The organism is Streptomyces cinerochromogenes, assembly GCF_014648635.1.
Taxonomy (GTDB): Bacteria; Actinomycetota; Actinomycetes; order Streptomycetales; family Streptomycetaceae; genus Streptomyces; species Streptomyces cinerochromogenes.
Genome location: NZ_BMRM01000001.1, coordinates 632,622 through 649,238, shown reverse-complemented (window position 1 = coordinate 649,238; position 16,617 = coordinate 632,622). Strand labels below are relative to the sequence as shown.

The 16,617-nt window shown below is 70.4% G+C and carries 14 protein-coding genes; 3 read left to right on the top strand and 11 right to left on the bottom strand.

Features of this window, described 5'->3' with window-relative positions; all coding sequences use genetic code 11:
- Positions 1–236: 236 nt before the first annotated feature.
- Positions 237–506: a hypothetical protein gene (locus tag IEZ20_RS02790; RefSeq protein ID WP_189294433.1), complete on the bottom strand. Its 270-nt coding sequence runs from the start codon at positions 504–506 to the stop codon at positions 237–239.
- 315 nt (positions 507–821) lie between these two features.
- On the opposite strand from IEZ20_RS02790, the gene IEZ20_RS02785 reads away from it, so the two are divergent.
- The gene (locus IEZ20_RS02785) at positions 822–1,349 is read left to right on the top strand and encodes a universal stress protein (RefSeq protein WP_189294432.1); all 528 of its coding nucleotides are present in this window, start codon (positions 822–824) and stop codon (positions 1,347–1,349) included.
- Positions 1,350–1,632: 283 nt separating this feature from the next.
- Here IEZ20_RS02785 and glmS read toward each other — a convergent pair whose 3' ends face one another.
- On the bottom strand, positions 1,633–3,450 hold the full coding sequence (gene glmS / locus IEZ20_RS02780) for a glutamine--fructose-6-phosphate transaminase (isomerizing) (protein ID WP_189294431.1): 1,818 nt from the start codon (positions 3,448–3,450) through the stop codon (positions 1,633–1,635).
- 26 nt (positions 3,451–3,476) lie between these two features.
- Positions 3,477–3,734 carry a hypothetical protein gene (locus IEZ20_RS02775; protein WP_189294430.1) on the bottom strand — a complete coding sequence of 86 codons (258 nt, stop codon included), beginning with the start codon at positions 3,732–3,734 and terminating at the stop codon, positions 3,477–3,479.
- 165 nt (positions 3,735–3,899) lie between these two features.
- Here IEZ20_RS02775 and IEZ20_RS02770 point away from each other — a divergent pair, with 165 nt between their 5' ends.
- Complete coding sequence (locus IEZ20_RS02770; RefSeq protein WP_189294429.1) at positions 3,900–5,465, top strand: purple acid phosphatase family protein; 1,566 nt, start codon at positions 3,900–3,902, stop codon at positions 5,463–5,465.
- Between the two features lie 22 nt (positions 5,466–5,487).
- Here IEZ20_RS02770 and IEZ20_RS02765 read toward each other — a convergent pair whose 3' ends face one another.
- Positions 5,488–6,360, bottom strand: a complete 873-nt coding sequence (locus IEZ20_RS02765) for a DUF4429 domain-containing protein (RefSeq protein ID WP_189294428.1) — start codon at positions 6,358–6,360, stop codon at positions 5,488–5,490.
- A 98-nt stretch (positions 6,361–6,458) separates the two neighbouring features.
- Here IEZ20_RS02765 and IEZ20_RS02760 point away from each other — a divergent pair, with 98 nt between their 5' ends.
- Positions 6,459–8,057 carry a beta-N-acetylhexosaminidase gene (locus IEZ20_RS02760; protein ID WP_189294427.1) on the top strand — a complete coding sequence of 533 codons (1,599 nt, stop codon included), beginning with the start codon at positions 6,459–6,461 and terminating at the stop codon, positions 8,055–8,057.
- A 64-nt stretch (positions 8,058–8,121) separates the two neighbouring features.
- Here the strand turns inward: IEZ20_RS02760 and IEZ20_RS02755 are convergent, their stop codons facing one another.
- From IEZ20_RS02755 to IEZ20_RS02725, 7 genes are all read right to left on the bottom strand, one after another.
- Positions 8,122–9,894, bottom strand: a complete 1,773-nt coding sequence (locus tag IEZ20_RS02755; RefSeq protein WP_189294426.1) for an IucA/IucC family protein — start codon at positions 9,892–9,894, stop codon at positions 8,122–8,124.
- The gene (locus IEZ20_RS02750) at positions 9,891–10,418 is read right to left on the bottom strand and encodes a GNAT family N-acetyltransferase (RefSeq protein ID WP_189294425.1); all 528 of its coding nucleotides are present in this window, start codon (positions 10,416–10,418) and stop codon (positions 9,891–9,893) included. The genes IEZ20_RS02755 and IEZ20_RS02750 overlap by 4 nt, the downstream gene beginning before the upstream one ends.
- The gene (locus IEZ20_RS02745) at positions 10,415–11,692 is read right to left on the bottom strand and encodes a lysine N(6)-hydroxylase/L-ornithine N(5)-oxygenase family protein (protein ID WP_189294424.1); all 1,278 of its coding nucleotides are present in this window, start codon (positions 11,690–11,692) and stop codon (positions 10,415–10,417) included. The genes IEZ20_RS02750 and IEZ20_RS02745 overlap by 4 nt, the downstream gene beginning before the upstream one ends.
- Positions 11,676–13,142 carry a lysine decarboxylase DesA gene (gene desA / locus IEZ20_RS02740; protein WP_189294423.1) on the bottom strand — a complete coding sequence of 489 codons (1,467 nt, stop codon included), beginning with the start codon at positions 13,140–13,142 and terminating at the stop codon, positions 11,676–11,678. The genes IEZ20_RS02745 and desA overlap by 17 nt, the downstream gene beginning before the upstream one ends.
- 122 nt (positions 13,143–13,264) lie before the next feature.
- On the bottom strand, positions 13,265–14,119 hold the full coding sequence (locus tag IEZ20_RS02735; protein WP_189294422.1) for a siderophore-interacting protein: 855 nt from the start codon (positions 14,117–14,119) through the stop codon (positions 13,265–13,267).
- A 64-nt stretch (positions 14,120–14,183) separates the two neighbouring features.
- A complete protein-coding gene (locus tag IEZ20_RS02730; RefSeq protein WP_189294421.1) occupies positions 14,184–15,230 on the bottom strand; it encodes an ABC transporter substrate-binding protein in 1,047 nt (348 codons plus the stop codon).
- 226 nt (positions 15,231–15,456) lie between these two features.
- Entirely contained in the window at positions 15,457–16,617 is a 1,161-nt protein-coding gene (locus IEZ20_RS02725; RefSeq protein WP_189294420.1) for an acyl-CoA dehydrogenase family protein, read from the bottom strand.

Here is a 16,617-nt window from a genome sequence, read left to right as displayed (position 1 = left end):
CACGCGGCACATTGTCGACATGACAACTTGGCGTGAAGCATTCGATCACGAAGCGTTGCACTCGCGAGGCGTGCAGGGAAGTGCGCCTTGTCGCAGTGGCCAAACCGCGTAGGGTGCGCAGCGGCTCGTAGACCCTTTCCGTGCAGGTGGAACGGGGGTTGGAGGGTGGTTCGGACCCCTCCTGGCCGATATCGAGAAGTTGGCTGAAAAGCAGCGTTCAAAGGCGCGGAAACAGGTCAGTCGACCGGTGTCTGCTCCCGGGTGTGACGTCCGCCTCTTTGCGCCTCGCAATGCCGGGCGCACCGCTCGGAACGGCGCAGCAGCACCCGGCAGGCCGCCGTGACGGCGGCGAGGCCCAGCGCGGCGCCCGTGGCGCCGGCCAGCGAGGTGCCGTACCAGACGAGCACCACGGGGACGAGTACGCAGCTGAAGGCCGCCCAGCGGATCACATCACTCGCGGTGTCCGGCGCGGGGCGCGGGTCGCTGCTGGGGCGGGGTGCGGGCATCTCGTACTCCCTGTGGCGGTGGCTCACCCCGATTCAACGCCCGTCCGACCGCTCGGTCACCGCAGGCGCATCTGTGAACGCCGTGCAAACCGCCTGTACGGGGCAGCAACCATTGCGTTACGGGCGCGGCTCGTGCATGCTCCGGTGAACCCCTACGGACGTCGGGGGGCCGCTCACGGAGCGTGCGCGGTGTCTGGGCTCGGGAGGCGTGCCGCCGTACCCTTGGGGGTATGGGCTTGGGAAGATGTTTCCCGGACACAGCTCCGCCGCACACTGTCGTCCCACCCGATCAAGGATCACAACGCCGAGACAGCCATGGCCGGTCACGAATTCTTCGAACCCGCGGACCGCAAGCGGCCGGTCGCCGACCCCACGGCGGCCGATCCCCTGGCGGCGGAAGAGGCACGTCCTTCCTGCGACCCCGCCTTCCGGCACGGAGTCGTCGTCGGCTTCGACGGCTCCACCTCCAGTGAGCGCGCCCTCGCCTACGCGATCGGCATGGCCCACCGGTCCCACTCCGGCCTGATCATCGTCCATGTCGCCAACCGGCTGCCCACCACGGTGTGGGCCGGCTGCGAGCCGCCGGTCTTCGTCGACGTGCCGGACCACCGCACGGAGGTCCTGGGGCTGGAGCTGGCCTGTGCGGACTATCTGGCCGAGGTGCCGTGGATCCTGGTCGAGCGGGGCGGTGACATCTGTCACGAGCTGGAGGAGGTCGGGCGGGAGTACGAGGCGGACGCGATCGTCGTCGGCTCCACGCACGGCATCGTCGGCCGGATCTTCGGCTCCGTCGCGGGACGGCTCGCCAAGCGGGCGCAGCGGCCCGTGATCGTCATTCCCTGAACCCCCTCGCCTTCCCGACTCCCTGAGCCGCGCCCGGAGTTGGTGCAGCGCGGAACTACTCGCGCGTAGAGGTGGTTCGCGCCGTCGCGAAGGGCATATAGCGCTTACCGCACAGCTGCATCCGCACGAAGGGAGCCCGCCGTGGACGGCGTGGCCGCGTCCGGCGGCCCTTCCGGGGCGTGCTGCGGGCCGGGGGGTGACGGCCGCCGGCCGATGAGCGGCAGCACGGAAAGGACCCCCGCGCAGAAGGTGGCCGCGCGGGGGCCCGTTCTTTTCCGGCGTCCTACTCCACCGTCACCGACTTCGCGAGGTTCCGCGGCTTGTCGATGTCCCGGCCCAGGGCCTTGGCCGTGTGGTAAGCCAGCAGCTGGAGGGGGATGCCCATCAGGATGGGGTCCAGTTCGTCCTCGTTCTTCGGGACGAGGATCGTCTGGTCGGCCTTCTCCTGGTGCTGGTGGGCGACGGCGAGGATCTTGCCCTCGCGGGCCTTGATCTCCTCCAGGGCCGCGCGGTTCTTCTCCAGCAGGTCGTCGTCGGGGACGATCGCGACCGTGGGCAGGGCCGGCTCGATGAGGGCCAGCGGGCCGTGCTTCAGCTCGGAGGCGGGGTAGGCCTCGGCGTGGATGTAGGAGACCTCCTTGAGCTTCAGGGAGGCCTCGCGGGCCACCGGGTAGCCCCGGACGCGGCCGATGAAGAGCATCGAGCGGGCGTCGGCGTAGGCCTCCGCCAGCTGCTTGATCTCCTCTTCCTGCTTGAGGATCTCGGTGATCTGCTCGGGCAGCCTGCGCAGGCCCTCGATGATCCGCTTGCCGTCGCGCACGGAGAGGTCGCGGGTGCGGCCGAGGTGCAGGGCGAGCAGGGCGAAGGCGACCGTGGTGTTGGTGAAGCACTTGGTCGAGACGACGCAGACCTCCGGGCCGGCGTGCACGTAGATGCCGCCGTCGGCCTCGCGGGCGATCGCGGAGCCCACCACGTTGACCACGCCGAGGACCCGGGCGCCCTTGCGCTTCAGCTCCTGGACGGCGGCCAGGACGTCGTACGTCTCACCGGACTGGGAGACCGCGATGTACAGGGTGTCGGGGTCGACCACCGCGTTGCGGTAGCGGAACTCGGAGGCCGGCTCGGCGTCGGCGGGGATGCGGGCCAGCTCCTCGATCATCTGGGCGCCGATCATGCCCGCGTGGTACGAGGTGCCGCAGCCGAGGATCTTCACGCGGCGGATCTGCCGGGCCTCGCGGGCGTCCAGGTTGAGGCCGCCGAGGTGCACGGTGGAGAACCGGTCGTCGATGCGGCCGCGCAGCACGCGGTCCACGGCGTCGGCCTGCTCGTGGATCTCCTTGTGCATGTAGGTGTCGTGGCCGCCCATGTCGTACGACGCCGCCTCCCACTCCACGGTGGTCGGCTCGGCCGAGGTGCGGGTGCCCTCGGTGGTGTACGTGCGGAAGTCGTCGGCCTTGAGGGTGGCCATCTCGCCGTCGTCCAGCGTCACTATCTGGCGGGTGTGGGCGACCAGCGCGGCGATGTCCGAGGCGACGAACATCTCCTTCTCGCCGATGCCGAGGACGACGGGGGAGCCGTTGCGGGCCACCACGATGCGGTCGGAGAAGTCGGCGTGCATGACCGCGATGCCGTAGGTGCCCTCGACCACCCGGAGGGTCTCGCGGACCTTGTCCTCCAGCTTCTCGGCCGTGGAGCGGGCGATCAGGTGGACGAGGACCTCGGTGTCGGTCTCGGAGAGGAACTCGACGCCGTCCGCCTCCAGCTTGCGGCGCAGGTCGGCGGCGTTGTCGATGATGCCGTTGTGGACGACGGCCACCTTGCTGTCGGCCGACATGTGCGGGTGGGCGTTCACGTCGGAGGGGGCGCCGTGGGTGGCCCAGCGGGTGTGGGCGATACCGGTGGTGCCCTTGAAGCGCGCCGGGACCTTGGCCTCCAGGTCGCGCACCCGGCCCTTGGCCTTGACCATCTTCAGGCCGGGCGTCTTCGGGGAGGTGACGACGATGCCCGCGGAGTCGTAGCCGCGGTACTCCAGCCGCTGGAGGCCCTCCAGCAGCAGGGGCGCCACGTCACGCTTCCCGATGTATCCGACAATTCCGCACATATACAGGTATCTCTCAGCCTGGCGTCTCAGCCGTAGACCATGCGGCGCAGCTGCCTGAGCGTCAGCTCCGGCGGCGCCACCGCCCGGTATTTCAGGTCCGCCCCGATCCGTTCGAAGATCTCCGCGTTCACCAGGCCCTGGGTCTGGAGTTCGCGGTGGCGGCGACGGACGAAGTCCTGGGTCGTCTCGTCGAAGTAGGCGAGCACGTCCTGGATCACCCGCAGCGCCTCGCCCCGGTTCAGGGGCGTGGAGCGCGTCAGATGATCGACAAGTTCCTCGTGCACCCGGTAGATCCTGGAGTACCGGCGCGTCTTTCGCAAGAATCGTGCCCGATTCCGGGCAAGCGCCTGTTGAATCTCTCATGGTGCGCTGTTCGCACGTTGTCCATCCTGCGTCTTGTGTCCCGTCGCCCTGGCGGACGAGTTTCAGACGCCATGGACATTCCTCGTATGGGAGTACCCGAGAAGCTGGCCGCGCGCATGAGCATGGCCGAGCAGCATGAGTACCTGCGCGCCAGATTCTCGCGGCGCACCATGATCAGGGGTGGCGCCGTCACCCTGGGCGCCGTCGCGGGCGGCGCGTTCGTGCCGGGCGCCACCGCCCAGGCGGCCGTGCCGGCCCAGCGGACCGTCACCTCCGCCGCCACGGTCGACGGTTCGCTCGTCGCCCCCTTCGGCCGCCACCTGGCCTGGGGCAACGACCCGCGCACCGAGGTCACCGTCTCCTGGCAGGTCCCGGTGGCCGTCAAGAAGCCGTTCATCCGCATCGGCGCCCACCCCTGGGACCTCTCCCGCAGGATCGAGGCCGAGGTCCGCACCCTCTACACCCCGGCCGGTGTCGGCGCGAGCGGTGACCACACCCAGTACTACCTGCACGCCAAGCTGACCCACCTGCGCCCCGGCAGGACGTACTACTACGGCGTCGGCCACCAGGGCTTCGACCCGGCCCAGCCGCACCTGGCGGGCACCCTGGGCACCTTCACCACCGCCCCCGCCCACAAGGCGCCCTTCACCTTCACCGCCTTCGGCGACGAGGGTGTCGGCTACCACGGCCTGGCCAACAACGCCCTGATCCTCGGCCAGAACCCGGCCTTCCACCTGCACGCCGGTGACATCGCCTACGGCGACCCGGCCGGTGCGGGCAAGACCACCGACGCCGGGTTCGACTCGCGCACCTGGGACCAGTTCCTGTACCAGACCGAGTCGGTCGCCAAGCAGGTCCCGTGGATGCCGGCCTACGGCAACCACGACATGGAGGCCTGGTACTCGCCCAACGGCTACGGCGGCGAGGAGGCCCGCTGGACGCTCCCCGACAACGGGCCGGACCCGAAGAACCTGCCGGGCGTCTACTCCTTCGTCTACGGCAACACGGCCGTCATCTCGCTCGACGCCAACGACATCTCCTTCGAGATACCGGCGAACCTGGGCATATCGGGCGGAACCCAGACCAAATGGCTGGAACGACAGCTGAAGAAGTTCCGCGCCGCCAAGGACGTCGACTTCGTCGTCGTCTTCTTCCACCACTGCGCCTACTGCACCTCCACCGCGCACGCCTCCGAGGGCGGCGTCCGCCAGGAGTGGGTGCCGCTGTTCGAGAAGTACACGGTGGACCTGGTCATCAACGGCCACAACCACCAGTACGAGCGCACCGACGTCATCAAGGCGGGCAAGGTCACCCGGAAGCTGCCGATCGGCGGAACCGCCTACCCCGAGACCGACGGCGTGGTCTACGTCACCGCGGGCGCCGCCGGCCGCAGCCTGTACGCCTTCTCCGCCCCCGACTCCTACGAGGGCCACGAGCACGAGACCGACTCGGTCGCCTCGTTCGTGAACACCAAGGACGGCAAGGTCGACGAGACCGTCGCCTGGTCCCGGGTGCGCTACCTCAACTACTCCTTCCTCCGCGTGGACGTCACGCCCGCCCCGAAGGGCCGGCAGACCACGCTGAAGGTGTCGGGCATCGCCGAGACCGGCGACCGCATCGACCACTTCACGGTCTCCCGCAAGGCCAAGTAGGCCGTCCGCGGGCAGGCGGTCCTCACATGCGCTTGAGGACCGCCTGTTTGGCCAGCGCGAACTCCTCGTCGGTCAGCACCCCGTCGCGGTGCAGCTCGCCCAGCTCCCGCAGCCGGCGCAGCAGCACGTCGTGGTCGTCCCCGGCCGGCTCCGCGGCCCGCTGCGGCGGGATCCGCGGCACCATCGGCCCGGCCGCCGAGGGGTGCGGCAGGCGCGCCTGCACGGCCGCCGCGACCAGGGCCATCAGCGGGTCCTTCCTGAAGCCCCACAGCTCGACCGCGTTCGGGTCGTACTTGGGCGGCACGGCGGCCGGGGCGCCGCGCACCAGGAACCGCAGATGCCCGTTCTCCAGCCCGGCCGCCGGCTGCCACTCCACACCGGTGATCTCGTCGAGGGGGATCGTGCGCGGACCGGACGAGGCCTTGGCGTCCTCCGTCTTCCAGTTCCACTCCAGCCGCACCCGGTCCCCGTCGAAGCCCGCCGTGCCGTCCCCGGCCGAGACGGACACCGGCACCGGCGGGCCCGGCAGCAGGTAGGCGGTGACCGGGTCCGCGGACACCCCGTCCAGCAGCAGGGCGTTGCGCACCTCGTCGGCGACGTACTCGGCGACCCCGTACCGGTCGGGCTCCACGGCCAGCTGATACGGGTCGTGCGCCCCGGCCAGCCGGCCCGCCGTGGCCTGGAGGAGGGGATCGGCGCCGTCGCGCAGCCGCAGCCTGAGCCGCCCCGCCTTCCGGCCCTGCTCGAACGAGATCCCGGCCAACGCACCCAGCGGCACGACCAGTTCGCCCAGCTCGCGGCGGAGCAGGCCCACGTTCTTGTCCCGGCCCGGCGTGAGGCGCAGGGCGTCGCCGTCGAAGGCCCAGGTGCCGTCCTTCTGGATGATTTCCGCCATGCGGGGATTGTTCCACCCGATCTGCGGGACAGTTGGTCTCGACCACGTCGGGCGGTCGGTACCCGTCCGACGGTCGACCCCATCCGAAGGGAGCGCATGTGAGACGGAACCACAGCACGACTCCCCGAACGCCCCGCGTCCTCGCTGCCCTGCTGCTGCTCGCGGCGGCCGGCGCCTTCACCCTGGGCGCGGCCCCCGCGGCCGAGGCCGCCCCGACCCCGCTGAACCGGGTGGTCCCGGCACCCGCCTCGGTCACCCCGGGCGGAACGCCGTACCGCATCACCCGCGCCACCGCCGTCCGCGTCGACGCCTCCGCCGAGGTCCGCGGCATCGGCGCCTACCTGGCCGGCCTGCTGCGCCCCGCCACCGGCTACCCGCTCCCCGTCACCGACCGCGGCACCGGAGGCATCCGACTCCACCTGGCGAGCGGTGACTTCGGCGCCGAGGGCTACCGGCTGCAGAGCGGCGCCCGCGGGGTCACCCTCACCGCGCGTACCCCCGCCGGCCTCTTCCACGGCGTCCAGACGCTGCGCCAGCTCCTCCCGGCGGCCGTCGAGAAGAGGACCGTCCAGCGCACGACCTGGCAGATCGCCGGCGGCACGGTGCAGGACCGCCCCCGCTACGCCTACCGCGGCGCCATGCTGGACGTCTCCCGGCACTTCTTCACCGTCGCCCAGGTCGAGCGCTACATCGACCAGCTGGCGCTCTACAAGGTCAACGAGCTGCACCTGCACCTCAGCGACGACCAGGGCTGGCGCATCGCCGTCGACTCCTGGCCGCGCCTGGCCTCCTACGGCGGCTCCACCCAGGTCGGCGGCGGCCGGGGCGGCTTCTACACCAAGGACGACTACCGGGAGATCGTCCGGTACGCGGCCTCCCGCTACCTGGAGGTCGTCCCCGAGATCGACATGCCCGGCCACACCAACGCCGCCCTCGCCTCCTACGCGCAGCTCACCTGCGACGGCGTGGCACCCCCGCTGTACACCGGCACCCAGGTCGGCTTCAGCTCGCTGTGCGTGCCCAAGCAGGTCACCTACGACTTCGTGGACGACGTGGTCCGGGAACTGGCCGCCCTCACCCCCGGCCGCTACCTGCACATCGGCGGCGACGAGGCGCACTCCACCAGCCACACCGACTACGTGAGCTTCATGGACCGCGTGCAGCCGGTCGTCGCCCGGTACGGCAAGACGGTCATCGGCTGGCACCAGCTCACCGGGGCCCACCCGGCCCGCGGCGCCCTCGCCCAGTACTGGGGCCTGGACGGCACCAACGCGGCGGAGAAGGCCCAGGTCGCCCAGGCCGCCCGGAACGGCACCGGTCTGATCCTGTCCCCGGCCGACCGGATCTACCTCGACATGAAGTACACGAGCGGCACCCGCCTCGGCACCAAGTGGGCGGGCCTGGTCGAGGTCAGACGGTCCTACGACTGGAACCCGGGCGCCTACCTCGCCGGAGCACCCGCCTCAGCGATCAGGGGCGTCGAGGCACCGCTGTGGTCCGAGACCCTCACCCGGTCCGCCGACATCGAGTACATGGCGTTCCCGCGGCTCGCCGGCGCGGCCGAGCTGGGCTGGTCCCCGGCGGCCACGCACGGCTGGAACGCCTACAGGGTGCGGCTCGCGGCACAGGGCCCGCGCTGGGACGCCCTCGGCATCCACTACTACCGGTCGCCGCAGGTGCCCTGGCCGGCGCGCTGACCCGGAAGCCGGCGGGCACCGCGGAGGACCGTACTCCGGGGTGCCCGCCGGGCCCGTGCCGCCGTCAGAACCCGGCGATCGGGTTCTTCAGGGTGCCGACCAGCTGGAGCGCGCCGGAGGGATCCGCGAGGTCCACCATCTGCCTGTTGTCGCGCAGCTGGAGCCGGTTGAGGCAGGACAGCGCGAACTCGGGGGCGAACATGTCGTATCGGCGGAACTTGTCGGCCAGCTGAGGGTTCGCCTCCTGGTACGCGCGGGTGACCTCGGCGACCGTGCGCCAGAAGTCGTCCTCCGCCAGGACGCCCTCGGCGGCGAGGTGGGCGGCGAGGAAGCGGAAGAAGCAGTCGAAGACGTCCGTGAAGACCGACAGCAGCTTCTTGTCCTCGGGGACCTCGACCCGGATCCGCCGCACCTCCGGCGGCAGGGCCGCGTCCGGGTCCATGACGGCGATCTCCTCGGCGATGTCCTTGTAGATTGCCCGCTGCACGGCACCGTCCTTCAGCACCAGGACGACGTTCTCGCCGTGCGGCATGAACACCAGGTCGTAGGCGTAGAAGCTGTGCAGCAGCGGGGTGTAGTAGGCGCGCAGGTACCGCCGCAGCCACTCCACCGGGGTCAGGCCCGACCGCTCGATCAGCGCGCCCGCGAGCGAGGCGCCGTCCTGGTCGACGTGCAGCAGGGAGGCCATGGTCGCGAGGGTCTCGCCGTCCTGGAGCGAGGGCACCGGGCTCTCCCGCCACAGCGCGGCGAGCATCTTGCGGTACGGCGAGTAGCGGTCGGTGGCCGCCTCGTACTCCAGGTGCCGGTAGCCGACGGCCGCCCGCTCCCGGATGATCGACAGGCCCGTCGACTTCAGTACCGGGTCGCTGTCGATCAGCCGGGCCAGCCAGTCGTTGATGGCCGGGGTCGCCTCCATGTAGGCGGCGGACAGGCCCCGCATGAATCCCATGTTGAGGACCGACAGGGCCGTCTTCACATAGTGCTTGTGCGGGTCGCTGGTGTTGAAGAAGGTCCGGATCGACTGCTGGGCCAGGTACTCGTCGTCGCCCTCGCCGAGGCAGACCAGCAGCTCACGGGCGACCTCGGCGGCGAACGTGACGCTCAGCTTGTTCCACCACTGCCAGGGGTGGACCGGAATGAACAGGTAGTCGGCCGGGTCCAGGCCCCGGCCCGTGAGGACGGCACGGAACCGTTCCACCGCCTTCTCGCCCAGCTCCGCCCGCAGGAAGGACTCGTACTCGATGCCGGCACCGGCGGTGAACGCGGCCCGCGAGCGGTGCGCGGCCAGCCACACCAGCCGCACCGGGCTCGCCGTCTCCGGCGCGTACGACAGGTACTCGTGGATGCCGAACCCGAGCCGTCCGTTGTTCGCGACGAAGCACGGGTGGCCCTCGGTCATCCCGGTCTCCACGGCCTGGAAGCCGCTGCGGGCCAGCTCCGCGGAGGTCACCCTCGGCTTGGTGAGCTTGTAGCAGGTGCCCGACAGGGTGGAGGAGATCTCCTCCAGGTACACCGGCAGGATCTCGTCGCTCAGTCCCAGCGACTCCTTCAGCTCGATGAAGAAGTCGAGCGCCGCCAGGGGGAGTTCGGTGCCGTCGCGGTGCCGGGTGACGGAGTCCGGGTCGATCTCCCAGTGGTCCAGGGCCCGCCGTACGGCGCGGAACCGGTAGCTGGTGAGCCCGTCGTCGCTGCGGACGGCGTACCGGCCGTCGCCCTGCTCCTGCGGGGTGATCAGCCGCTCGTGCGCGAACTCGGCGAGCGCCTTGCGCAGCAGCAGCCGGTTGGCGGTCGCCCAGCGCCCGGGGGACAGATGGGCCACGGCGTCGGCGAGGGTCATGCGGCAACCGCCTTCTCGAACTGCTCGCGGGTGCAGAAACTCAGCAGCGCCCGCTTCTCCGGCTTGTCGATCTCCCGTTCGGCCACGAAGCCGACGGCTGCGTTCAGGGCATGCACGGCCGTGTTGCGGACGTCCGGCTCGACGACGATCCGCCGCACCGACGGGTCCTCGAAGAGGTGGAACATCACGGCGGTGATGACCGACCTGGTGAAGCCGTGCACGGGGGTGTCGGTGGCCGGCACCAGGAAGTGCATGCCGACGTCTCCGGGCCGCGCCTCGTACAGCCCGGCCAGCTCCCGGTGCGCGGGGTCGTACCTCTCCATCAGGAACGCGGGCGTGCCGTCCTCGGCGAGACCGAGCAGCGCGTCGTGGTGCTCGTCGGCCGCGATCTCCATGTAGGCCCGCTCGACGTCCACCGGTCTCGCGTCCCGCATCATCCAGAACGCGGCCTTGGGGTGGGTGACCCACGTGTGCAGGAGCCGGGCGTCCTTCAGGGGGTCGACGGGCCGGAAGGTGAAGGTCATACGGCGAACTCCTGGAAGGCGATGGTCTTCTCGACCGGGTAGTACTCCGTGCCGAGCAGCTCCCGGATGATGTACGCGTTGCGGTACGCGCCCATGCCCAGGTCGGGGCTGGTGATGCTGTGCGTGTGGACGCCGGCGTTCTGGAGGAAGACGCCCCGGCCGGTGACGTCGACGGCGTAGTTGCGGGCGACGTCGAAGTTGCCCCGGGAGTCGTAGACCAGGCGGTCCTTCACGGGGGCCAGGAACTCCGGTTCGGCGTATCGGTAGCCGGTGGCCAGTACCAGGCCCTGCGACTGGATCTCGAAGTCCTTCTCCTGCTCCTCCTGGCGGAAGGAGAGGGTGTACGTGCCGTGTTCGTACGTCGCGCCGCGCAGCGAGGAGTTGGTGAGCAGACGGGTGGGGACCGGGCCGCCGAGGCTCTTCTGGTAGAGCAGGTCGAAGATCTCGTCGACGAGGTCGCCGTCGATCCCCTTGAACAGGCCCTTCTGCTCGGCCGTGAGGCGGTAGCGGGTGGCCTCGGGAAGCCCGCGGTAGTAGTCGATGTACTCCGGGGAGGTCATCTCCAGCGTGAGCTTGGTGTATTCGAGGGGGAAGAAGCGGGGGGAGCGCGTCACCCAGTTCAGCCGGTAGCCGTGGACGTCGATCTCGCCGAGGAGGTCGTGGTAGATCTCGGCGGCCGACTGCCCGGAGCCGACGAGGGTAATCGACTCCTTCTTCACCAACTCGCTCCGGTGCTGCACGTAGCGGGAGTTGTGGATGAAGTCGCCGCCCAGGCCCTGGCAGGCCTCGGGGACGTACGGCGGGGTGCCGGTGCCGAGCACCAGGTGGCGGGCGCGGTACACGTCACCGGAGTCGGTGCGCACGAGGTAGTGCTCGTCCTCGTACGTCACCTCCGTCACCGTCGTGCCGAAGCGGACGCTGCTCAGCTGGTGCGCGGCCCAGCGGCAGTAGTCGTCGTACTCGACCCGCAGCGGGTAGAAGTTCTCCCGGATGTAGAACGAGTACAGTCTGCCCTTCTCCTTCAGGTAGTTCAGGAAGGAGTACGGCGAGGTCGGGTCGGCCAGGGTGACCAGGTCCGACATGAACGGGGTCTGGAGGTGGGCGCCGTCCAGGAACATGCCGGCGTGCCACTCGAAGTCGGGCTTGGACTCCAGGAAGACGCCGTCCAGTTCGGCGATCGGCTCGGTGAGGCAGGCGAGCCCGAGGTTGAAGGGGCCGAGCCCGATCCCCACGAAGTCGTAGGTCGTGGTCGGGGCTTCAGGACGCGCGGTCAAGGGACTCTCCCAGGTACTGCTCGGCGTGGCCGGCGATCAGATCGAGGACGGCGGCGATGTCGGCCGCGCTTGTCTCGGGGTTGAGCAGGGTGAACTTCAGGTAGTGGCGGCCGCCCACCTTGGTGCCCGCGACGACGGCGTCACCGGAGGCGAACAGGGCCTTGCGGGCGTGGAGGTTGGCGCGGTCGATCTCGGCGGGGTCGGTGACGGCCGCCGGGATGTAGCGGAAGACGAGGGTGGACAGCGTGGGCCGGACGACGACGTCGTAGCGCGGGTCGGCGGCGAGCAGCTCCCACCCCTGCTGCGCCAGGTCGCACACCTCGTCGAAGAGCTGCCCGATGCCGTCGGCGCCCATGGTGCGCAGGGTCAGCCACAGCTTGAGGGCGTCGAAGCGGCGGGTGGTCTGGAGGGACTTGTCCACCTGGTTGGGGATACGTTCCTGCACCATGCGGCGCGGGTTGAGGTACTCCGCGTGGTAGGTGACGTGCCGCAGGGTGGCCGCGTCGCGGACCAGGACGGCGGAGGAACTGACCGGCTGGAAGAAGGACTTGTGGTAGTCGACGGTGACCGAGTCGGCGCGCTCGATGCCGTCGATGCGGTCCCGGTGCTTCAGGGAGGCGAGCAGTCCGCAGCCGTAGGCCGCGTCCACGTGCATCCACACGCCGTACTGGGCGCACAGCTCGGCGATCTCCGGCAGCGGGTCGATGGAGCCGAAGTCGGTGGTGCCGGCGGTGGCGACGACGGCCATCGGGACCAGGTCCTCGCTCCTGCACCGCTCCAGCTCGTGGGCGAGCGCGACGGTCTGCATGCGCTTGTCGTGGTCGACGGGGATCACGACGACGGCGTCCGGCCCGAGCCCGAGCAGTTTGGCGGACTTCTTCACGCTGAAGTGGCTGACCTCGGAGGCGAAGATCCGCAGTTTCGCGAGCGGGGCCCCTTCGTCCCACCCGGCCGTCCCCGGCTTGGCCTCCTCCCGGGCCAGCAGCAGCGCCTGGAGGTTGGACTGGGTGCCGCCGGAGGTGAACACGCCGTCGGCGGCGGGCCCGAGGCCGATCCGCCGGGCCGTCCAGTCGATCAGCTTGCGCTCGATGAGGGTGCCTCCGGCCGACTGGTCCCAGGTGTCCAGCGAGGAGTTGACCGCGGAGAGCACGGCCTCGCCGAGCACCGCGGGGATGACGACCGGGCAGTTGAGGTGGGCGAGGTAGCGGGGGTGGTGGAAGTAGACCGCGTCCCGGAGGTAGACGTCCTCCAGTTCGTCCAGCACGGAGGCGGTGTCCCCCAGCGGCCGGTCGAGGTCGATCGCGTCGATGCGGGGGGAGAGGGCGTCCACGGTGACGCCGCTGAACGGACGGTCGGTGGTGGCGAGTTTCGCCGCCACCCGCTCGACTCCTTCGGTCACGGAGCGGCGGTAGTGCTCCGTGGTGAGGCCATTGAGCAGGTGCGAGCGCATGTGGGGGTCCTCCGAGGGGACGGTCCGTGCGGGATCAACTTAGGTTAGCCTAACCTAAGTTAGCTGGGTCGGGACACACCTCTGCCGCGACCGGGGTCACGAGCAGGGGAGCGGGCCGGCGGCTACTCGGCGGCCCGGAGCTGTTCCTCCGTCATCCCCTGCCGCCAGTACCCGACGAAGGTGACCCGCCGCCGGTCCACTCCGCGTTCGCCGACGAAGTGCCGCCGCAGCGCCCTCACCCGGCCGGACTCGCCCGCGAGCCACACGTACGCCCGCTCGGTGTCCGGCAGTTCGGCGGCCCGGACGGCGTCGACGGCCATGGGGGACCCGTCGTGCCGTACGAGCCACGTGATCTCCGCGTCCGCCTCCGTGCGCACGTCCTGGATGTCACCGGCGTGCGGCACCTCCAGCCAGACCCGGGCCCGGGTGCCGGCGGGGAGGGACTCGAGGATCGCGGTCGCGGCGGGTACGGCGGTCTCGTCGCCGCACAGCACGACGACGCCGGTGTCCTCGGGCGGGCGGAAGCGGATCGCCCGGTTGTCGGCGAGGGCCGGCCCGAGCAGCAGCACCCGGTCGCCGGCGGCGGCTCGCGCGGCCCAGCGGGAGGCCGGCCCGGCAGGCGTGGCGGCGCCCGGCTCGACGCCGTGCAGGGCGAAGTCGATGTCGATCTCGGCGGTCTGTCCCAGGGCGTCGTGGCGCAGTGCCCGCAAGGTGTACGACCGCATCACGGCCCGTACGTCATCCGGGAGTTCCCGCCATCCCTGCCACCAGCCGTCACCCAGCTCCAGCGGCACGACGGGCTCGCTCTGCCCCGGATGGGGCAGGAACAGCGACAGGGACTGGTCCCGCCCCAGCGAGTGGAAGGCGTGCAGGTCGGGCCCGGCGAAGGTGACCCGGACCAGAGACGGACCGAGCCGCCTCGTCCGCACGACCTGGAGGGAGAAGAAACGGAACGGGGCGGCTACGGCCGTCGTCATCTGTGGCTCCTGAGGGTGGGGTTCAGGGCTTTGTCGAAGGGCTTCGTCGGGTGCTTCGCCGAGGTCAGCTGACCTTCTTGGCCTTCTCCAGGGCCTCGGCCAGGTTCGTCAGCAGCGGCACGCACTTGTCGTACGACAGGATCGGCTCGGGGGAACGGGCGATGACCTGGCCCGCCTTCACCGCGGGCAGCTTCTTCCAGGTGGCCTTGGTGATGTCGGCGGGCTGGATGGCCGAGGTGCGGTCGTCCATCATGATGATGTCGGCCTTGTACTTGTCGACGTTCTCCCAGCTGAGCGACTCGAACCAGCCGCCGCCCTGCTTCTTGGCGCTCTCCGGCGGCTCCACGAAGTTCACGCCGAGGGCCTTGAAGTACTCCAGGTCGATGGAGAGGTCGGTGCCGGAGACGTAGAACAGCTGGTCGCTCGCGGAACCGGCCATCACCGTGATGTCGGGCTTGGCCTTGGCGGCGGCGCGCAGCCGGGCGGCCGCGTCCTCGAACCGCTTCCTGGCGCCGGTGACCTCGGCGGCCTTCATGTCCGCGCCGAGCGACTCGGCGAGGTCCCACATGCGCTGGAGGGACTGGGTCAGCCGGCGGTCGTAGACGGAGATGCCGACGCTGGGGGCCAGCTGGGCGATCTTCTTCTTCGACTCCTCCGGGACGTACCAGAGGGTGCCGGCGTCGTCGAACATCGTGCTGATGAGCACGTCCGGGGCGAGCGAGGCGTACTTCTCGATGCTGAACTGGCCCCAGGCGTTGCCGAGGACCGTCACCTTGCTGATGTCCATGTCGCCGGCCTGGACGTCGGCCTTGCCCGCGGTGGTCCTCGTGGGGCCGAAGACGCCCTTGACCTGGATGCCGTAGTCGTACAGCGCGGCGCCGACACCGGTGAACGCGACGATGTTCGCGGGGACCCTGTCCAGCTTCACGGTCGTGCCGCGGTCGTCCTTGAAGGACCAGGGCCCGGACGCGCCGGCCTTCCCCGCCGAGCCGGAGCCACTGTCTTTGCCCTTGTCGTCCCCGCAGGCGGCGAGCGCGGCACCGAGTCCGAGGGCGCCGCCGGCGGCGAGCAGGCCGCGGCGAGAGAGGTGGGTGGCACGGGCAAGGGGCATGGGTATGACTGCTTTCGACCGGGGCGAAGCGCCCGCCGGACACGTTCCAAGGTAGGTTAGCCTAACCTCAGCTGATGTCCAGGGGTCGGGGGCGCTCCCGGGCGGCCCGTGCGCGGTCGGCGGACGACCCGCGCCCTGCCGGGAGTTGGCGACGACGGCGACGACGGCCGACGACGCGGGGCCGGCAGCACACGGCTGCCGGCCCCGCGACGGGTCGGGCCGGTGGTCAGCTCACCAGGCCCAGTTCCCGCGCGATCAGCATGCGCTGGACCTCGCTCGTGCCCTCGCCGATCTCGAGGATCTTGGAGTCGCGCCACATGCGGGCCACCGGGTACTCGTTCATGAAGCCGTAGCCGCCGTGGATCTGCGTGGCGTCGCGGGCGTTGTCGACGGCGACCGTGGAGGAGTAGAGCTTGGCCAGGGCCGCCTCCTTCTTGAAGGGCTCGCCCGAGACCAGGCGGGACGCGGCGTCGCGCCAGGCCAGGCGGGCCGTGTGGGCCTTCATCTCCATGTCGGCGATCTTGAACTGGATGGCCTGGTTGGCGCCGATCGGCCTGCCGAAGGCCTGGCGCTCCTTGGCGTACTTCACCGACTCGTCCACGCAGCCCTGGGCCAGGCCGGTGGCGAGGGCCGCGATGGCGATGCGGCCCTCGTCCAGGATGCGCAGGAACTGGGCGTAACCGCGGCCCTGTTCGCCCACCAGGTTGGCCGCGGGGACACGGACGTCGACGAACGACAGCTCGCGGGTGTCCGAGGCGTTCCAGCCGACCTTCGAGTAGGGCGCCGCCACCGTGAAGCCCGGGGTGCCGGACGGGACGATGATCGCCGAGATCTCCGGGCGGCCGTCCGGCTTGCGGCCCGTCACGGCGGTGACGGTCACCAGGCCCGTGATGTCCGTGCCCGAGTTGGTGATGAAGCACTTCGTGCCGTTGATGACCCATTCGTCCGTGTCCGGGTCCAGGCGGGCCGTCGTCCGGGTCGCCCCGGCGTCGCTGCCGCCGTCCGGTTCCGTCAGGCCGAACGCGCCCAGGATCTCGCCCGAGCACAGGCGGGGCAGCCACTGCCGCTTCTGCTCCTCCGTGCCGAACAGATGCAGCGGCATCGCGCCCAGCGAGACGCCCGCCTCCAGGGTGATCGCCACCGACGAGTCCACCCGGGCCAGCTCCTCCAGGGCGATGCCGAGTGCCAGGTAGTCGCCGCCCATCCCGCCGTACTCCTCCGGGAACGGCAGTCCGAACAGGCCCATGCGGCCCATCTCGCGGACGATCTCGTACGGGAACTCGTGCCGCTCGTAGAAGTCGCCGATCTTCGGCGCCACCACGTCGTGCGCGAACTGCTCGACCGTACGCCGGAGTTCCTCCAGCTCGGGGCTGAGACGGTGGTCCAT